Annotated in this window: 16 protein-coding genes; 8 read left to right on the top strand and 8 right to left on the bottom strand. The window is 70.5% G+C overall.

Going from position 1 to position 18,382, the window contains the following annotated elements; genetic code table 11:
• The first annotated feature begins 51 nt into the window (after positions 1–51).
• Positions 52–645 carry a TetR/AcrR family transcriptional regulator gene (locus tag BT364_RS25295; RefSeq protein ID WP_072487541.1) on the top strand — a complete coding sequence of 198 codons (594 nt, stop codon included), beginning with the start codon at positions 52–54 and terminating at the stop codon, positions 643–645.
• A 42-nt stretch (positions 646–687) separates the two neighbouring features.
• Here the strand turns inward: BT364_RS25295 and BT364_RS25290 are convergent, their stop codons facing one another.
• The gene (locus tag BT364_RS25290) at positions 688–1,194 is read right to left on the bottom strand and encodes an Lrp/AsnC family transcriptional regulator (protein WP_072487540.1); all 507 of its coding nucleotides are present in this window, start codon (positions 1,192–1,194) and stop codon (positions 688–690) included.
• A gap of 263 nt (positions 1,195–1,457) precedes the next feature.
• Here BT364_RS25290 and pdhA point away from each other — a divergent pair, with 263 nt between their 5' ends.
• The 7 genes from pdhA to BT364_RS25255 all read left to right on the top strand — a co-directional run bounded on the left by pdhA (position 1,458) and on the right by BT364_RS25255 (position 10,009).
• Positions 1,458–2,630: a pyruvate dehydrogenase (acetyl-transferring) E1 component subunit alpha gene (gene pdhA / locus BT364_RS25285; protein ID WP_072487539.1), complete on the top strand. Its 1,173-nt coding sequence runs from the start codon at positions 1,458–1,460 to the stop codon at positions 2,628–2,630.
• Positions 2,627–3,658 (top strand): alpha-ketoacid dehydrogenase subunit beta, encoded by a 1,032-nt coding sequence (locus BT364_RS25280; RefSeq protein WP_072487538.1) that lies wholly within the window; start codon positions 2,627–2,629, stop codon positions 3,656–3,658. Before pdhA ends, BT364_RS25280 begins: the two co-directional genes overlap by 4 nt.
• Entirely contained in the window at positions 3,658–5,064 is a 1,407-nt protein-coding gene (locus tag BT364_RS25275; RefSeq protein WP_072487537.1) for a dihydrolipoamide acetyltransferase family protein, read from the top strand. The genes BT364_RS25280 and BT364_RS25275 overlap by 1 nt, the downstream gene beginning before the upstream one ends.
• A 119-nt stretch (positions 5,065–5,183) precedes the next feature.
• On the top strand, positions 5,184–6,038 hold the full coding sequence (locus BT364_RS25270) for an NTP transferase domain-containing protein (protein WP_072487536.1): 855 nt from the start codon (positions 5,184–5,186) through the stop codon (positions 6,036–6,038).
• A 50-nt stretch (positions 6,039–6,088) separates the two neighbouring features.
• Complete coding sequence (locus BT364_RS25265) at positions 6,089–7,786, top strand: molybdopterin molybdotransferase MoeA (protein WP_107408305.1); 1,698 nt, start codon at positions 6,089–6,091, stop codon at positions 7,784–7,786.
• Positions 7,744–8,886: a potassium channel family protein gene (locus BT364_RS25260; RefSeq protein WP_072487534.1), complete on the top strand. Its 1,143-nt coding sequence runs from the start codon at positions 7,744–7,746 to the stop codon at positions 8,884–8,886. The genes BT364_RS25265 and BT364_RS25260 overlap by 43 nt, the downstream gene beginning before the upstream one ends.
• 136 nt (positions 8,887–9,022) lie before the next feature.
• Positions 9,023–10,009 (top strand): NAD(P)H-quinone oxidoreductase, encoded by a 987-nt coding sequence (locus BT364_RS25255; protein WP_072487533.1) that lies wholly within the window; start codon positions 9,023–9,025, stop codon positions 10,007–10,009.
• 165 nt (positions 10,010–10,174) lie between these two features.
• Here the strand turns inward: BT364_RS25255 and BT364_RS25250 are convergent, their stop codons facing one another.
• From BT364_RS25250 to BT364_RS25220, 7 genes are all read right to left on the bottom strand, one after another.
• Complete coding sequence (locus BT364_RS25250) at positions 10,175–10,723, bottom strand: bacterial proteasome activator family protein (protein WP_072487532.1); 549 nt, start codon at positions 10,721–10,723, stop codon at positions 10,175–10,177.
• A gap of 128 nt (positions 10,724–10,851) precedes the next feature.
• Positions 10,852–13,698: an FtsX-like permease family protein gene (locus BT364_RS25245; protein WP_072487531.1), complete on the bottom strand. Its 2,847-nt coding sequence runs from the start codon at positions 13,696–13,698 to the stop codon at positions 10,852–10,854.
• A complete protein-coding gene (locus tag BT364_RS25240; protein WP_072487530.1) occupies positions 13,695–14,462 on the bottom strand; it encodes an ABC transporter ATP-binding protein in 768 nt (255 codons plus the stop codon). The genes BT364_RS25245 and BT364_RS25240 overlap by 4 nt, the downstream gene beginning before the upstream one ends.
• Before the next feature lie 133 nt (positions 14,463–14,595).
• Positions 14,596–15,210 carry a PadR family transcriptional regulator gene (locus tag BT364_RS25235; RefSeq protein WP_072487529.1) on the bottom strand — a complete coding sequence of 205 codons (615 nt, stop codon included), beginning with the start codon at positions 15,208–15,210 and terminating at the stop codon, positions 14,596–14,598.
• 106 nt (positions 15,211–15,316) lie between these two features.
• On the bottom strand, positions 15,317–15,715 hold the full coding sequence (locus BT364_RS39330; RefSeq protein ID WP_256260209.1) for a hypothetical protein: 399 nt from the start codon (positions 15,713–15,715) through the stop codon (positions 15,317–15,319).
• Between the two features lie 392 nt (positions 15,716–16,107).
• The gene (locus BT364_RS25225; RefSeq protein ID WP_143166545.1) at positions 16,108–16,536 is read right to left on the bottom strand and encodes a hypothetical protein; all 429 of its coding nucleotides are present in this window, start codon (positions 16,534–16,536) and stop codon (positions 16,108–16,110) included.
• 81 nt (positions 16,537–16,617) lie between these two features.
• Entirely contained in the window at positions 16,618–18,249 is a 1,632-nt protein-coding gene (locus BT364_RS25220; RefSeq protein ID WP_072487527.1) for a protein kinase domain-containing protein, read from the bottom strand.
• Between the last annotated feature and the right edge of the window lie 133 nt (positions 18,250–18,382).

The raw sequence follows: 18,382 nt of genomic DNA, 5'->3' as shown, positions 1-18,382 counted from the left end.
ACAAGGGGGCCCGCCAAACCTGTGGACAACTCGTAGGGGAGGATCGCGGACATGACCACGGCCAAGCGGGACACGTACACCCCGGAGACTCTGCTCACCGTTGCCGTCCGTGTCTTCAACGAGCGCGGCTACGACGGCACGTCCATGGAGCACCTCTCCAAGGCGGCAGGCATCTCGAAGTCGTCCATCTACCACCACGTCGCGGGCAAGGAGGAGCTCCTGCGCCGTGCGGTCAGCCGGGCGCTGGACGGGCTCTTCGGGATTCTCGACGAGCCGGGGGCGACGCAGGGGCGTGCGATCGAGCGGGTCGAGTACGTCACCCGTCGCACCGTCGACGTGCTGATAGCCGAACTGCCCTACGTCACGCTGTTGCTGCGCGTGCGGGGCAATACGAAGACCGAGCGCTGGGCCATGGAGCGACGGCGCGAGTTCGACCAGCGGGTGACCGACCTGCTCAAGGCGGCGGTCGCGGACGGCGACCTCCGCTCCGACGTGGACATACGGCTGGTGACCCGGCTGCTCTTCGGGATGGTCAACTCACTGGTGGAGTGGTACCGGCCGCTGCCCGACGGCGGTGTCGACGGGCAACGGCTGGCGGACACGCTCGTTCGCGTGGCTTTCGAGGGGATGCGGTCCAGCCGCTGAGTCGGCGGGATGCCGAGTCGTTGGCCGGCGGCGGGACGGTCGTCAGGTGAGCTCGGTGGGCCTGTCCGGCCCCGGGGCCAGGTCTGTCTCCTCGAACACCAGGAGAGTGCGGGTGGAGAGCACTTCCGGAATGGCCTGGATCCGCGTCAGGACCAGTTCGCGCAGCGACCTGTTGTCCCGGGTGTGCACCAGCAGCAGCACATCGAAGTCGCCGCTGACCAGCGCGATATGAGTCGCCCCCGGCAGGGCCTGGAGCTCTTCGCGCACCGTGCGCCAGGAATTCTGGACGATCTTGAGAGTGATGTAGGCGGAGGCTCCCTGCCCCGCCCGCTCATGGTCCACGCGCGCGCTGAAGCCGCGGATCACGCCGTCGTCGATGAGCCGGTTGATCCGGGCATAGGCGTTGGCCCGGGATACATGGACGCGGTCGGCCACCGACCGTATCGAGGCGCGTCCGTCCGTCTGGAGCAGTCGCAGGATGCGGCGGTCGATGGCGTCGAGCGGGCGCGCGGGCGGAATCCGGTCGGCGTCCTCACCCCCGTCGGCCATTTGTTCAGCTGACATGTGCCCCCGCCTCCCTGTCCTGGACGACCTGCCTCTATCCCAGGCTGTGGAGAACCGTTTGTCCACAGGCTGAAGGCGCCTGTAGCCAAAATGCGCTCGCGACCGAACAATCGGTAGGTGAGGGGCACCACACTCGTGCCTCGGACAGCGCTCGACATTTCGATGTATTTCGACACCCCTCGGCATCGGACGATCCCTGATGCCGACTGACGCCGCTCGAAACCCCTCGATGCCAGGAGGTGCTTGTCATGACGGTCCAAGAGCTGCCCGGCGCGGCTGCTTACCGGCCCACGCCGCCCCCGGCCTGGAAGCCGCTCACCGATCCCGCGCCGCTGCTCCCGGACCCCGAGCCGTACCGCGTGCTCGGTACGGACGCCGCAGCCGACGCCGACCCCGATCTGCTGCTGAGGCTCTACGCGGAGCTGGTGCGCGGCCGGAGGTACAACGCGCAGGCCACCGCCCTCACCAAGCAGGGCCGGCTCGCCGTCTACCCGTCGAGCACGGGGCAGGAGGCCTGCGAGATTGCGGCCGCACTGGTGCTGGAGGAGCGGGACTGGCTCTTCCCCAGCTATCGGGACACGCTTGCCGCAGTGGCGCGCGGACTGGACCCGGTCGAGGCACTGACACTGCTGCGCGGCGACCGGCACACCGGTTACGACCCGCGCGAACACCGCATCGCACCGCTCTGCACCCCCCTCGCCACCCAGCTGCCGCACGCCGTCGGGCTGGCACACGCGGCGCGCCTCAAAGGCGACGACGTGGTGGCGCTCGCCATGGTCGGTGACGGCGGGACCAGCGAGGGCGATTTCCACGAGGCGCTGAATTTCGCGGCCGTCTGGCGTGCCCCGGTCGTCTTCCTCGTACAGAACAACGGATTCGCGATCTCCGTACCGCTGGCGAAGCAGACCGCCGCGCCGTCCCTGGCGCACAAGGCCGTGGGGTACGGGATGCCGGGCCGGCTGGTGGACGGAAACGACGCGGCCGCGATGCACCAGGTCCTCGGTGAGGCGGTGGCGCGGGCCCGGAGCGGCGGTGGGCCGACGCTCGTCGAGGCGGTGACGTACCGCATGGACGCCCATACGAACGCCGACGACGCCACTCGTTACCGCGTCGACAGCGAGGTGGAGACGTGGCGTGCGCACGACCCGATCCAGCTTCTGGAGCGGGAGCTGACCGGGCGGGGGCTGCTCGGTGACGGCGGGATCGAGGAGGCACGCGAGGCCGCGGAGCGGATGGCAGCCGCTCTGCGCGAGCGGATGAACGCCGATCCGGTGCTGGACCCGATGGATCTGTTCTCCCATGTCTATGTGGAGCAGACCGCACAACTGCGGGAGCAGGCGGCCCGGTTGCGTGTCGAGCTGGAAGCCGAGCAGGACCAGCAGGATCAGCACGGCCACGACGATGTGGAGGACGGGCGATGACCACCGCAGCGGCGACGGCCGGAGAGCGGACGGCGAAGGCCAAGCCCGCCACGATGGCGCAGGCACTCGGGCGGGCGCTGCGCGACTCGATGGCGCAGGACCCGACGGTGCATGTCCTCGGCGAGGACGTCGGCACGCTCGGCGGGGTCTTCCGGATCACCGACGGTCTGGCGAAGGAGTTCGGCGAGGACCGTTGTACGGACACCCCGCTGGCCGAGGCGGGCATCCTCGGGGCGGCCGTGGGCATGGCGATGTACGGGCTGCGGCCCGTGGTAGAGATGCAGTTCGACGCCTTCGCCTATCCGGCGTTCGAGCAGCTCATCAGCCATGTCGCGAAGATGCGGAACCGGACGGCCGGCGCCATGCCGCTGCCGATCACGGTCCGGGTGCCGTACGGCGGCGGGATCGGCGGGGTCGAGCACCACAGCGACTCCTCGGAGGCGTACTACATGGCGACGCCCGGCCTCCATGTCGTCACACCCGCCACGGTCGAGGACGCGTACGGGCTGCTGAGGGCCTCGATCGCCTCCGACGATCCGGTGGTGTTCCTGGAGCCGAAGCGGCTCTACTGGTCGAAGGCGGACTGGTCGCCCGATGCGCCGGTGGCGGTGGAGCCGATAGGCCGGGCGGTCGTCCGCCGGACGGGCCGCAGCGCGACGCTGATCACGTACGGGCCGTCCCTGCCCGTCTGCATGGAGGCGGCGGAAGCGGCCGTCGAGGAGGGCTGGGACCTGGAGGTCGTGGACCTGCGCTCGCTGGTGCCGTTCGACGACGAGACCGTTGCCGCTTCCGTACGGCGTACGGGGCGTGCGGTCGTCGTCCATGAGTCCTCCGGTTTCGGCGGTCCGGGCGGTGAGATCGCTGCCCGGGTCACCGAGCGCTGCTTCCACCACCTGGAGGCGCCGGTGCTGCGGGTCGCCGGGTTCGACATTCCGTATCCGCCGCCGATGCAGGAGAAGCACCATCTCCCGGGCGTGGACCGGGTGCTGGACGCGGTCGCCCGCCTGCAGTGGGAGGCGGAGAGCTGATGCCCCAGGTACTCGAATTCAAGTTGCCGGACCTCGGTGAGGGGCTCACCGAGGCGGAGATCGTGCGCTGGCTGGTGGAGGTCGGCGATGTCGTCGCCATCGACCAGCCGGTCGTCGAGGTCGAGACGGCCAAGGCGATGGTGGAGGTGCCGTGCCCTTACGGGGGCGTGGTGACCGCGCGGTTCGGCGAGGAGGGCTCGGAACTTCCGGTCGGGGCGCCTCTGTTGACGGTGGCGGTCGCGGTGGGGTCGGACGACGAGGGGACAGGGCCTGATTCCGGTTCCGGGTCCGGGGCCGGGACGGGTTCCGGCGCTGGTTCCGGTGAGGTGGAGTCGTCCGGCAATGTGCTGGTCGGGTACGGGACGGGCGCACCGGTGGCGCGCCGTCGTCGGGTCCGTCCCGCTGCCGTGACGGCAGCTTCTCCCGCACGGGTGCCAGCGGCTCCGGCGCCGACTCCCGATCCCGTGCCGGATGCGGTGCCGGGTCCGGTGGCGGTCGTTTCCCCGCTGGTACGGAAGCTGGCGCGGCAGCATGAGCTCGATCTGCGGCAGCTGGTGGGCTCCGGTCCGGACGGGCTGATCCTGCGGGCCGATGTCGAATCCGCGATCAGGGCGCTGGCGGAGGGAACGGCGGCTCCCCGGCCGGCCTCGGTACCGACGCCGGAAGTGGTGGCGGAGTCGGTTTCCGCGGCGGTGTCGGGACCGGCCGTACAGCGGATTCCGTTGCGCGGTGTGCGGGGCGCGGTCGCCGACAAGCTGGCGCGCAGCCGTCGGGAGATCCCGGACGCCACGTGCTGGGTCGATGCCGATGCCACCGAGCTGATGGCGGCCAGGTCCGCGATGAACAGTGCCGGAGGTACGGCTGCCGGGCCCAAGGTTTCGGTGCTGGCCCTGCTGGCACGTATCTGCACTGCGGCGCTGGCCCGGTTCCCCGAGCTCAACTCCACGGTGGACCTGGAAGCGCGGGAGATCGTGCGGTTGCCGGAGGTCCATCTCGGGTTCGCGGCGCAGACCGAGCGGGGCCTGGTCGTCCCCGTTGTGCGGGACGCGCAGGCCAGGAACGCCGAGTCGATCGGGGCCGAGATAGCCCGGCTGACCGAGGCGGCGCGGGCCGGGCGGCTGACCCCGGCGGAGCTGACCGGTGGCACGTTCACGCTGAACAACTACGGGGTGTTCGGAGTCGACGGATCGACCCCGATCATCAACCACCCCGAGGCGGCGATGCTGGGCGTGGGCCGGATCGTGCCGAAGCCCTGGGTGCACCAGGGGGAGCTGGCCGTACGACAGGTGGTCCAGCTCTCGCTGACCTTCGACCACCGGGTCTGCGACGGCGGCACGGCGGGCGGCTTCCTGCGCTACATAGCCGACTGCGTGGAACAACCGGCGGTGCTGCTGCGCACGTTGTAGGCGGAAACAGCTGAAAACGTCCGTGGGCTCCTGTTTGCCTCCCCCGCTCGATCCTCCCGATCGGCTCGATCGCCGACCGGGAGGATCAACAGGAGACCACGGCCCGCATACTCGGACGCATGACCGTGTATGACGCCATCGTCCTTGCCGGAGGGGCCGCCAAGCGGCTCGGCGGTGCCGACAAGCCCGGGATCCGGGTCGGTGGCCGTGCGCTGCTCGACCGGGTGCTCGCGGCCTGTGCCGACGCCTCGACGACGGTGGTGGTGGGCGGGCGCCGGGCCACCGTGCGGCCGGTGATCTGGACGCGCGAAGAGCCCCAGGGCGGCGGTCCGTTGGCCGCGCTCGACGCGGGGGTCCGGCGGACCGCGGCGGACCGGGTTCTCGTGCTCTCCGCCGACCTGCCGTTCCTCGGGCCGGGCACTGTCGGAGCGCTTCTGGACGTCGCCGGGGAAGGGCAGCGGGACGGGGCCCTGTGCACCGATCAGCAGGATCGCGACCAGCCTCTCGTCGCCGTCTACCGTGCCGAACCGCTGCGCCGTGAGCTTGCGCTGCTCGCCGCCGAGCACGGCGGTCTGTCAGGGCTCCCCCTGCGGCTGCTGACGCAGGAACTCGACCTCGCCCGGGTGGAGGCCGACCCGCTCGCCTCCTTCGACTGCGACACCTGGGAGGACATTGCGTCGGCCCGGGCCCGTATCAGAGAGCATGGGACCGTGCTGGATGAATGGATCACCGCAGTCAAGAACGAACTCGGCATCGACCTCGACGTCGACACCGGCGTCCTGCTCGATCTCGCCCGTGACGCCGCCCATGGTGTCGCCCGGCCCGCCGCACCGCTGACGACCTTCCTGGTCGGGTACGCGGCGGCCAGGGCGAGCAGCGAAGAAGGGGGTGACAGCGCCACGGCGGTGGCCGAGGCCGCCCGGAAGGCTGCCGCGCTCGCCCTTCGCTGGGCGGACGAGAACGAGACGCAATGACCACCGGTGGCGGTGGGTCCGATCGGCCTCCGGGCGCGGATATCGCGTCGATGGGCGTCGGGCCGTCCCCGGCCGCGGGTTCTTCCTCGGCCGCCGGTTCTCTCTCGGGGAGCGACCGTACGCGAAGCGGAGAGCGCTGCCCGGCCTCGGTGGACCGGGCCGTTGAGCAGGCTCTCGCGCTGGTCGGGAGCCATTCGTCCGGTGCACCGCACTCCCCGGATCAGCCGCACTCCGCGGATCAGCCGCACTCCACCGGGCGGCCACGTCCTGCGGACGAACCCGCGGCGGCACCCCGTTCGCTGCCCCCGGACCGGGACGCCGGCGCGGCCCACGCGCATGGCCAGGACGGGCACCAGCAGGAGCACCGGCAGAGGCACTCGGTCTCCTGGCAGGAGGCACGGGCGCTCGCCATCCGGGCGGGGCAGGCCGTTGAGGTCCGAGCAGGCCGACTCCCCCTCGACCAGGCGCTCGGACATGTACTCGCCGAGCCGCTCGTCGCGCTCACGGATCTGCCGTCCTTCGACACCTCTGCCATGGACGGCTGGGTCGTCTCCGGACCGGGTCCGTGGAACATCCGCGAGGTTGCCGAGGCCGGAGACAAGAAGAGGGCCGGTGCCGGCCCGAGCCGGGATCTGGGCATCCTCGCCGGGCGGAGCACCCCCGCCACGCTGCCCGACGGAGATGCCGTACGGATCGCCACCGGCGCCCGCATTCCGGCGGAAGCCAACGCCGTGATCCGTAGCGAACACGCGCACGTGGACGAGGCCAAGGGACTTCTTCACGCGAAGCATCAGGTGCTGCCCGGGCAGGACATCAGGCCCCGTGGCCAGGAGTGCCGTGCCGGCGATCAGCTCATGCCCGCCGGAGCGCTGGTGACGCCCGCCGTTCTGGGGCTGGCCGCCGCGGCCGGATACGACGCACTCGTTGTGGTGCCTCGTCCCCGCGTCGACGTCCTCGTGCTCGGTGACGAACTGCTGACCGGCGGTCTGCCGCACGACGGGCTGATCCGTGATGCGCTCGGCCCGATGATCGGCCCCTGGCTGCGCGCGCTGGGCGCCGAGGTATCGGCCCCGCAGCGCCTCGGCGACGACGCGGCGGCCCTGCGGCGCGTCCTCACCACGTCCGACGCCGATCTGGTCATCACCACGGGCGGTACGGCTGCGGGCCCCGTGGATCACGTCCACCCGGTCCTTGCCGAGATCGGGGCCGAGCTACTGGTCGACGGGGTCGCTGCCCGCCCCGGCCACCCGATGCTGCTGGCCCGGCTCAAGAAGGAGACGGCAGCGGCGGTGTCATCCGGCAGCCGGGGTGGGGCGCGGGGCGGGGGACCGTATCTCGTCGGATTGCCGGGCAACCCCCTGGCCGCCGTCTCCGGGCTCCTCACCCTCGCAGAGCCCCTGCTCCGGGGCCTGTCCGGCCGGGAGCCGGAGGCACCGTACCGGGCCCTCGTACGCGATGAGGTGCACGGGCATCCGCATGACACCCGGCTGGTCCCCGTCGTCCACCGGGCGGGCGGCAGGAGCAACGGACCAGGAAGCGGGTACGGCGGCGGAGGCGCGGGAACCGGGAGCAGTGCCGAGTACGTCGTACCGCTGCATTACAGCGGTCCGGCGATGCTCCGCGGGGTCGCTGCTGCCGACGGGCTGGCCGTCGTACCGCCGGGCGGGGTACGGTCCGGCACCGAGGTGGAGATCCTCGATCTACCGTGGGCCTCGGCGATGCCGTGGACGGAAGGGTGTTTCACGTGAAACTTCCCGGCCACGATGCGATGGCCAGGCGCGCCGACGAGCACGTCCTACCCACCCGGGTACTGCTCCCGCGCAGAGTCGTCGACCGACCGGCACGGCAGGTCGCCAAGCGGCTGCTGATGGCGCTTCTGGTACTAGCCGCAACGGTGTTGATCGTCTGGCTGGACCGCGGCGGGTACCACGACGCCGCCGACGGCAAGGTCGACCTGCTGGACGCGGTGTACTACGCGACGGTCACCCTCTCCACCACCGGCTACGGCGACATCACCCCGTACGGGGACGCTGCCCGGCTCACCAATGTGCTGCTCGTGACACCACTGCGGGTGCTCTTCCTGATCATCCTGGTCGGCACCACTCTTGAGGTCCTTACGGAACGGACCCGGGAGGACTTTCGGCTGAAGCGTTGGAGAACCAACTTGCGTGATCACACCGTTGTCGTCGGCTTCGGGACGAAGGGCCGCTCGGCCATCCAGACCCTGTGTGCCACCGGCCTGAAGAAGGAACAGATCGTCATCGTCGACCCGGCGACGAAGGTGATCGAGATCGCCAACGCCGAGGGCTTCGTCGGTGTGGTCGGTGATGCGACGCGCAGTGAGGTGCTTTTGCGGGCCGAGCTCCAGAAGGCGCGTCAGATCATCATCGCCACCCAGCGCGACGACACGGCGGTGCTGGTGGCGCTGACGGCCCGCCAGCTCAACCGGGGCGCGAAGATCGTCGCGGCGGTGCGCGAGGAGGAGAACGCCCCGTTGCTCCGGCAGTCCGGCGCCGACGCGGTGATCACCAGCGCCAGTGCGGCAGGCCGGCTGCTGGGTCTCTCCGTGCTCAGCCCCAGCGCGGGCACGGTGATGGAGGACCTGATCCAGCAGGGCAGCGGGCTCGATCTCGTCGAACGCCCGGTGATAAAGGCCGAGGTGGGCAAGAGCGTCCGGGAGACCGATGACCTCGTGGTCAGCGTGTTGCGGGGTCATCGGCTGCTGGGTTACGACGATCCGGCGGCCAGTCCGCTGCAGTTGACGGACCGTGTGATCACCATCGTGCGCGTCTCGAACGAGTCGCCGCTGGACGGCCCGCACCCGGGCACACCGCGCCCACTCGACTGATCCCGCCCACGTACGACCGGCCTCGTCGACGTACGACTGGCCTCGTCGACGTACGACTGGCCTCGTCGACGTACGACCGGCCGTCCGCGTGGCGCCGTTCGTGGTCCTTCACCTGCCGCGGAGTAGCCTCGCCGCCATGTATGCGATCACGATCCCTGAACCCGGCGGTCCCGAGGCGCTCGTCTGGGCCGAGGTGCCCGATCCGGTGGCCGGCGAGGGCGAGGTCCTCGTAGATGTCGTGTCCAGCGCGGTCAATCGCGCCGATGTGCTGCAGCGGCAGGGGTTCTACAACCCGCCGCCCGGCGCGTCCCCGTACCCCGGCCTGGAGTGTTCGGGCCGCATCTCGGCGATCGGGCCCGGCGTCACCGGCTGGACGGTCGGCGACGAGGTGTGTGCGCTGCTCGCGGGCGGTGGATACGCGGAGAAGGTCGCCGTGCCCGCCGGGCAGCTGCTGCCCGTACCGGACGGCGTCGACACGGCTCTGGCCGCGGCGCTCCCCGAGGTGACGGCCACAGTCTGGTCCAACGTCTTCATGGTGGCCCATCTGCGCCCCGGCGAGACGCTGTTGGTGCACGGCGGGTCCAGCGGTATCGGCACGATGGCGATCCAGCTCGCCAAGGCCGTGGGTGCGCGGGTCGCGGTCACCGCCGGGGGACCGGAGAAGCTGGCGCGCTGCGCTGAGCTCGGGGCCGACATCCTGATCGACTACCGGAAGCAGGACTTCGTCGAGGAGCTGCGCAAGGCGACCGACGGGGCCGGCGCGGATGTCATCCTCGACATCGTCGGCGCGAAGTACCTGGACCGGAATGTGCAGGCGCTCGCCGTCAACGGCAGGCTGGCCGTCATCGGCCTTCAGGGCGGCGTCAAGGGCGAGCTGAATCTGGGCGCCCTGCTGAACAAGCGGGCCGCCGTCACCGCGACCTCGCTGCGCGGCCGCCCGCTCGCCGAGAAGACCGCCATCGTCGCCGCCGTGCGCGAGCATGTCTGGCCGCTGGTCGCGGACGGCGTCGTACGGCCCGTCGTGGACCGCACGGTGCCCATGCCGGACGCCGCCGAGGCCCACCGGGTGCTGGAGTCCAGTGCGCACATCGGAAAGGTGCTGCTGCGGGCCCCGGCGGCCTGACGCAGGCCCGGCCCCTGCCCCCGCCTCACCGCACGGAGCTCCACCACACGGAAGGCCCGGCGCGCAGGTCGTGGACCATGTGCGCCGGGCCTCGGTGTCGCCCACTGTCGGGGGCGTACGTATCAGGGATCAGGGATATCGGAGGTGCAGGGCCCCGGCCGAGGGCTACAGGTACGGGCCCGACCTGAGGGCCCCGTGCGGGTCCCCGCTGCCGTCCTCTTCCTCGTGGCCACTGCCCGGCGGAAGGGCGCGGCGCATCTGTTCCAACTGGGCCCGGGCCGCCATCTGCTGGGCGAACAGCGCCGTCTGGATGCCGTGGAACAGGCCCTCCAGCCAGCCCACCAACTGGGCCTGGGCGATCCTGAGTTCCGCCTCGGAGGGCACCGACTCGTCGGTGAACGGCAGGGAGAGCCGCTCCAGCTCCTCCACCAGCTCCGGCGCGAGGCCGTCCTCCAGCTCCTTCACGGAGCTGGCGTGGATCTCCTTGAGCCTGACCCGGCTCGCCTCGTCGAGAGGAGCCGCCCTGACCTCCTCCAGGAGCTGCTTGATCATGCTGCCGATGCGCATGACCTTCGCGGGCTGCTCGACCATCTCCGTCACCGGTACCTCACGCGATTCGTCGTCAGTGCCACCGCCGCCGACCGCCATGCCGTCCTGCCCCACCACGAGGACTTGGGGGTGCTCCTGCGACCGTTCATTCCTCGGCATCTCCATGGCGCCATTGTCTCGCACACCTGCCGTACAACACCGTGGTGCCCCCGCAAACGGTTGATCCACCGTCCACGGGGGCACCAAGTCAGCCGGTCAGCCCACCGGCCGCACCACCTCTGTGGCCTCCGGCATCACCCGGCCCTCCGTGCCAGTGCGAGGCGGGAGCGGGTGAGTGCCGTGGCGAGCAGACCGGCCAGCAGCGGCACGCCCACGACGAGCAGGCCGAGGGTGGTCCAGGGCAGCACGATCGGTGTGTACGCGGACTCCGTGGGCTCCATCCGCATTGTCTGCAGCGCCTGGCGCAGATCGACCAACCGCAGTGCCACCGCAGGCACCAGTCCGGCCAGCGTGCCGAGCACCACACCCGTGAGCGCCACCACCACGCACTGGAAGCCGGACAGTTTCCGTCGCACGCCCGGGGGCGCGCCGACCGCGCTGAGCGTGTTGAGATCGGCCTCCGCGTCCGCCTTGGCGAGACCCGTCGTGATCGCGGCCGCGCCCAGCGTCACTATCCCGGCGAACAGGGTCAGGATCAGCAGCATGGAGTTGTCGGTCCGGCCGGGGCCGGACTCGGACTGCGTCCAGATGCCGCCGCCGGCCTGCTCGATCGCGCCGTAGGTCCGCTGCTGCTCGGTGTCCGTGGGCGCGTGGGTGACCGCGTACACGCTTCCGCTCGCCCGGGTGTGCAGGCCGAGCCGTTCCGCGGTCCGCTGCGGCAGGATCATGCTGATCCCGGGGGTGGCGGCGTACTTCTCGGGTGCCACGTACACCTTCAGCCTGTCCGTGGTGGTGCGGGCCTTGCCCGGGTGCAGCTTCCGGCCCTGCTTGTCCTTGTCGCTGTAGTGGTGGACGGCCTTGATGGTGACTTCGCCGTTCTTCGCGAACACCGGGTTGAGCAGTACCGGTGTGCCCGCGGCCAGCGCCTTGGCGGCGGCGGGGTCGTCGAGCTTCACATAGGTGCTGAGCATGGCCTCGTCCGCCACGACGATGCCGTGCTCACCGGCGTTGAAGACGCCCGACGTCATGATGCCGACGAGGCAGGCGGGGGAACGCATCAGCTTCTTGTGCTCGTCGGCGGTGAGCCGCGCGGCGAGTTCCTTGGCGCCCTTGCCGGTGAGCGGGCAGGAGGCTGCCTTTCCGGCGGGCTTCACCAGCTCGACCGAGCCGCAGGCGTTCTCGGCGTCGCCGTAGACGTTGCAGTCGCTGCCCGCCCACACGTGCCGGAAGTCGGCGTGCCCACCGGTGACGGCCATGTTCCGTTCGACGGCGGCCCGTGCCTGCGGGAGCCGGGCGGCAGTTTTGTCGTCGAAGGCGGAGATGACGACGGTCCCCTCGTTCAGCGACGGGACGTAGTTGTACTCCGCCTCGGCCATGGAGCTGGACATGTACGTGGCGATGGCGACCGAACCGGCGACGGCCGCCATCACGGCCGCGACCGCGGGGGCGGTACGACCGCGGTTGCGGGCCGCGTCGCGCAGCGCCAGCCGGGGCGAGAGCGGCAGCCTGCTGCCGAGCCGCCCGAGGAAGCCGACGATCACCGGGATGCAGGCGAGCAGCCCGAGCTCGGCGGTCACCGAGCCGGCGGCGACCAGCGTCGAGTCCCCGGCGGTGCCGCCGTAGACGGCGACGGCGCATCCGATGGCCAGTACGCAGGCGCCCAGAACGGGCAGCACCCGGGAGGAGCGGCGGACGCCGCGGCGTCCGGTGAGCGACTCCAGCACGGACTGCCGGCTCGCCACGATCGCCGGGGCGAACGCCGCCAGCAGCCCCGTGATCAGGCCGATGGCCGCGATGACCAGCAGTTCCATGGGATTGAGAGCAAGCGAGACGAAGCGGTTCCCGGACCACTCCTCGATCATGGGGCGGAACACCGCGGTGGCGGCCAGCCCGACCGCCACACCGGCCGCGGCCCCGACACCGCCGAGCACCAGACCGCCGCCGAGCACCACGGCCCGGACATGACGCCGGTCCCCGCCGCAGGTGCCTAGGAGGCCGAGCTGGCGGCGGGAGCGGCGCGCACCGACGGCGAAGGCCGGTCCGGCGAGCAGCACGATCTCCAGGACCGCCATGGCGACCACGGTGACCAGTGCCGCGCTCACCTCCCCGGAGGTGTCCGGGTACGCCTCGACACCCTTCCTGGCCAGCGGGACATCGAAGTCCGGTGGCGGGTCGAGGACGACCTGACGGGACTTGACGAGGACGCCCGACTCATTGGCCGCCATGACGTCCGGCCAGGTCACCCCCACCCCTTCGGGGCCCTTGACCAGCCACGTCTTGGAGCCGACGTTCGGCGGCAGCACCTTCTTGTCGTGGTCGGCCCTGGCCTGCCACGGGGCGATGACCGCTCCCGGATCGGCGTACAGCGCCTCGGCGCTCAGCTGGTCCGGCTGCTCGACCACGCCGGTGATCGTGTACTTCTTGCCGAAGTTGCGCACGGCGGTGGTCGAACCGACGTGCAGGCCGGTCGACTTCAGGAACGGCTCGGTGGCCACCACCTCGTCCTTGCCGTGCGGGAACGCACCGCGTACGAGGTCGATCTTGCCGCGGGCCAGCTCGTCCGAGGTCCGGAACTCGTAGATCTCGGTGGTGGCGATGCCGTAACCGGTGGTGATGCCGGCCGGGACGGACTGGATGCTGATCGCCCGTGAGCCCTTGGGGAACGTGGTGGTGATGTCGATCGACGGGCCGTCCTCGTCCACCGGCGCGTTCTCGTCGACCCGGTCGTAACTCTCCGCGTCGGGCAGCTGCTGGATGGGGCCGATCTGCTCGTCGCTGAAGAGCGCGTCGGCGGAGCCCATCGAGGCCGTCAGCTCTTCGGCCGTCGTCGGTGTCACGCTGCGGTACGTCACGTCGAGGGCGGTGACGCCGAGGACGGGTACGGCGATCATCGCGACCACCAGTGCGCTGCGGCCCTTGGACCGCATCGCGTCGCGCCGGGCTATCCGGAGGGCGGCGCGCCAGCCGGTGAAGAGGCTCACTTGGCGGCCTCGGGGGCGAGCAGCGATTCCGCGTCGGCGTGGCCGGTGAGCGTCTGGTCGACGACCGAACCGTCCCGGAGGAACACGACCCGGTCCGCCCAGGCCGCGTACCGCGGCTCGTGCGTCACCATCACACCGGCGGCGCCCCGGTCGCAGCGGCTGCGCAGCAGCGCGAGGACCTGCTCGCCGGTCTCGGAGTCGAGCGCTCCGGTCGGTTCGTCGGCGAGCACCAGGCGCCGGTCCCCCACCAGCGCACGGGCGATGGCGACACGCTGCTGCTGGCCGCCGGACATCTCGTCCGGGAACCGGTCGGCGATCTCCAGGAGCTTCATCTCCTCCAGCGCCGCCCGGGCCTCCTTGCGGGCCTTGCGGACGGAGACGCCGTCGAGTTCGCGCGGCAGGGCGATGTTCTCGGCGGCGGTGAGGGCGGGTATCAGGTTGTAGTCCTGGAAGACATAGCCGACGCTGCGGCGGCGCAGGGCGGCGACGCCCTTGCGGCCGAGCCCGGCTATGTCCTGGCCCTCGATGACGACCTGGCCGCTGGTCGCGGTGTCGAGTCCGCCCGCGATGGTCAGCAGGGTGGACTTGCCGGAGCCGGACGGGCCCATCACGGCGACGAGTTCACCGGCGTGCACGGAGAGGTCGATGCCGCGCAGGGCGTGCACTTCGGCGATGCCGGAGCCGTGGGTGCGGGTGAGCGCCCGGAGTTCGAGCACCGGCGCACCGGCCGGTGTCGCGGATCGGGACGGGACGTGCGAGGACATGGTGAGTGGTTCCCCCCTCGGGACGGGTGTGGAGTTACGGGCCTGCGGCCTTGCGGTCTGTGGCCACGCGGTCCTGCGGTCTGTGGCCACGCGGTCCTGCGGTCCGGGGCCGCGCGGCCCTGAGGTTTCGCGTTCAGCGCCGGCTGCGTGGGCGGGCGATACGGGACGCGACGCGGCCGGTCGTACGGACCTCGGGTTCCGGCTCCGTGGCGGCGGCCTCGGCGAGGCGGACCAGCCGGGTCTCGCAGTGGTCCAGCCAGCGTGCCTCGGCCTCCGCCTGGAAGATCAGCTGCTCCAGTACGAGCAGCCAGGCGACCTCGCCGCGGTTGGCCGGGACGTCGCTGAGCGACTGCGCTTTGAGGCGGGTGTAGTCCTGCATCGCCTTGAGGGTGTGGCGGCGCTGGGACTGGATGACGGCACGGATGTCGACCCCGGGTGCGCCGACCGCCATGGCGAGCTTGATGGCCAGTTCGTCGCGGGGCGGGTTGCTGCGGTCGACGGGCGTCTCGAACCAGTTCCGCAGCTCGGTGCGTCCGTCGTCGGTGATCGCGTAGAGAGCGTGCCCCTGGTCGTCCTCGTCGTCCTGCACGACCAGGCCGTCGCGCTCCAGCCGGCTGAGCGTCGTGTACACCTGGCCGACGTTGAGCGGCCAGGTGGAGCCGGTGCGCGATTCGAACTCGGTACGGAGCTGGGAGCCGTATCGGGGCCCCCGTTCCAGGAGGGCCAGCAGCCCATGACGGATCGACATACTCAGTATGTATACCGAGTATGTTCCTTGATGCAAGTCTCCGCCGGGCGCATGGGCGCTGGTGGGAGCCCGGTTCATGGAGGGGTGCGGAAGGTATGGGGGCGACTCAGTCCGCGCGGCGCATGCGGAACGCCAGGAAGCCCAGCCCCAGCCCTATCAGCGCGATTCCCGCGCCCAGCGACACCCGTTTCACCCGCTGTACGGTCGGGGTGTCCAGAGCCTGCGGCGCGAGCGGGCCGGCTCCGGGGGAGGTGCTCGCCGCGGGGGGCACGGAAGACACCGGCTCCGGATCGGTCGCGGCGGAGGGTGGGGTGGACTGCTGGAACGTACTGTCCGCGTGCGCGAGATCCTGCGGCGAGAGCTGCCGCCCGGGCCGCAGTCGACCTTCCCCGGCCTCCCGTCCGGCCAGCGGGGGCTGCGCCTCGGAACGCGGCGTCTCCTCGGCGGAGTCGGGGCCTTCGGGAGCGGCGGAGGAGGGGGAGCCGGAAGCCGGGGGGGACGGCAACGGCGATCCGGAGGGTGCGGGGGCGGCCGAAGGGGTGACCGATGGGTCGATCGACGGGGAGTTGGGTGGGGTGTGCTGGGGAGAAGGGGGAACGGAACTTTCCGAAGTCTGGTGAGGCTTTGGAGGCGTCGGACTGGCTGCCGGAGCGGTGACTGGTCCCCGTATTGCCCCCAAGGTGCCGTTGGGCAGCTGGTGACTGGCATGAGCGTGGCCCTGTATCAGCGCCAGCGCCACACCTGACGCCGCCATGTAGGCGACACGCCGCGAATGCCGTGTGTAGAAGAGCGCAGCAGACATGAGTGCAGCGTTACATGCGTGGACATTGCGGGCATTTTGGGCGATGTGTGACACCCGGCATTCACCTGCGTGCCGGGCGTCACGTATGGGTTTGTCTATGCGAAAGCGTTGGATTTCCAGTCGCTGTACACACAGTTGAGCAGGGTGTCACCCTCGCCCCTGCACACCTGGAGTCGTACCTGAGCGATTCCCTCTGCGTCGGTCAGGGACGTCGTCCATTCTGGCTGGGCTCCCTTGCCGCCGTAGTTGATTCGCCACGGCCAGGCGGCCTGTACGCCATTACTCCGTTTGGTGATCAGTCGGAGACGCGCGTGATGGCCATCGGCCAGGGTGTCGACGGATCGGAACTCGATCTTGCTCGCGTACGTCCGGCTTGCGAACGTGACGTACGCGTCGCCGTAGGCGCCCGTGGTCTCTGCCGACAGGACCGCCCCGGTTGCTGCTGAAGCCGAGGTGGTGGTCGTGGCGCTGAGAAACGCTACGGATGCCGCCACGAACAGCATGGACTTGCTGCGAAGTCGCATGGATCCCCCATTCGATTGATGCCGAACGATGATCCTAATTGCCTTAGGTGACGGAGTGCAACGTTCCGTAACCTACGCGGCTCAGGCCGGGTCGCCCGTGGCGACGCGCAGTTCGAAGTGGGCGCCGGTCTTGTCCATGGCGGTGCCGGACGACGGGAACTGGTCGATGACCTGATCCTCCGCGTATGTGTTCCCCGGAACCATGACCTTCTTGACGGTCCAGCCGGCCGCGTCCGCGCACGCCTTCGCGGAGAGGTAGTCCTTGTACAAGAACTTCGGTGCGTCCACCTTCTCCGGGTCGTCGCTGTTCTCCAGCGCGTCCGTGCAGTCCTCCGTGTCCATCGTCCGGTTCCGCTCCGGATCCTTGTGCTCGCTCGCGGCCGGTGACTCGTTCGCGGTCGTGCCGCCCTTGTCGTTGCCCTTCAGCGAGAGCACCGTGATCAGACCGCCGATCGCGATCAACGCGACCACGATCGAGCCCACGATCACCGGCATGTTCCGCTTGGAGCCGCCGCCCGAGCCGGAGTGCGACTGGGTCTGCGTCTGCGGCGAGATCGTGTAGGGCGGCGGGGTCTGCTGCACCGGGGGCTGGCTCCGGTACGGCTGGGCCGCCTGCGGGTAGCCGTACGACGGTGCCGGTGTGGGGGCCGGGGTCGACGGGCCGTATGCGCCCGACTGGTACGGACCCGGCTGGTACGGCGTCTGGACGCTCTGGGGCGTGGCGCCGGACTGGTCGACCGGCGGGAAGACCGTCGCGCCGACGCCCGAGCCGCTGTTCGCCGGGTTGCCTCCGCCCGCGACGATCACCGGCGCGCCCGCGGTGCCGCTCGCGGCCAGCACGCGGGCGATCTCGTCCTGCATCGCCGTCGCGCTGGGGAAACGTTCATTCGGGTTCTTCTTCAGCGCGCGGGCGACCAGCGCGTCCATCGCCGGGGTGATCGACCGGTTGATGGTGGAGGGCACGACCGGCTCCTCCTGGACGTGCGCGTACGCGATGGCCAGCGGGGAGTCCGCGTCGAAGGGGATCCGCCCGGTCAGCAGCTGGAAGAGCATGATGCCGACCGAGTACAGGTCGGAGCGGGCGTCCACGCTGCGGCCCAGGGCCTGCTCGGGGGAGAGGTACTGCGGGGTGCCGACGACCATGCCGGTCTGCGTCATCGACGTGACGCCCGACTGCATGGCGCGGGCGATGCCGAAGTCCATGACCTTCACGACACCGCGCTTGGTCACCATCACGTTGCCGGGCTTGATGTCGCGGTGGACCAGGCCCATCTCGTGGCTGGTGTCCAGCGCCGCCAGCACGTCGGCCGTCACCTTCAGTGCCCGGTCGGCCGGCATCGCGCCGTGGTTCTGGATGTCCGCCTGGAGCACGGAGCCGAGCGGCTGCCCCTCCACGTACTCCATGACGATGTACGGCATCAGCGCGCCGCCGAGTTCGTCCTCGCCGGTGTCGAAGACCGAGACGATGTTGGTGTGCTGCAGTTTGGCGACGGCCTGCGCCTCGCGCCGGAACCGCTCACGGAAGGACTGCTCGCGCCCCAGCTCTGTATGCAATGTCTTGATTGCGACCTGGCGGTCCAGGGCGGTGTCGTACGCGAGGTATACGGACGCCATCCCGCCCTCGCCGAGCAGGTCGCGAAGCTGGTAGCGCCCGCCGGCGACCGAACCGCCCGCGTAGCGACCCTGAGCGCCGTGTGCGCCGTCCTGGCTCATGACTTGCTTCCCCCTCGGCGCGCGACTCACGCGATCATCCCTATTACGCGCCAAGTCTGCCCGAGGGGTACGACACGTCAAGCCAGGTGCCCGTTCCGTGACCCTACGCACAAGAAGCGTCTCGGAAGCGTTA

The sequence above is a fragment of the Streptomyces atratus genome (assembly GCF_900119365.1).
In the GTDB taxonomy this organism is placed as follows: Bacteria; Actinomycetota; Actinomycetes; order Streptomycetales; family Streptomycetaceae; genus Streptomyces; species Streptomyces atratus_B.
The sequence above is the reverse complement of the archived record's forward strand: the minus strand, read 5'-3'. Positions and strand labels throughout refer to the sequence as shown.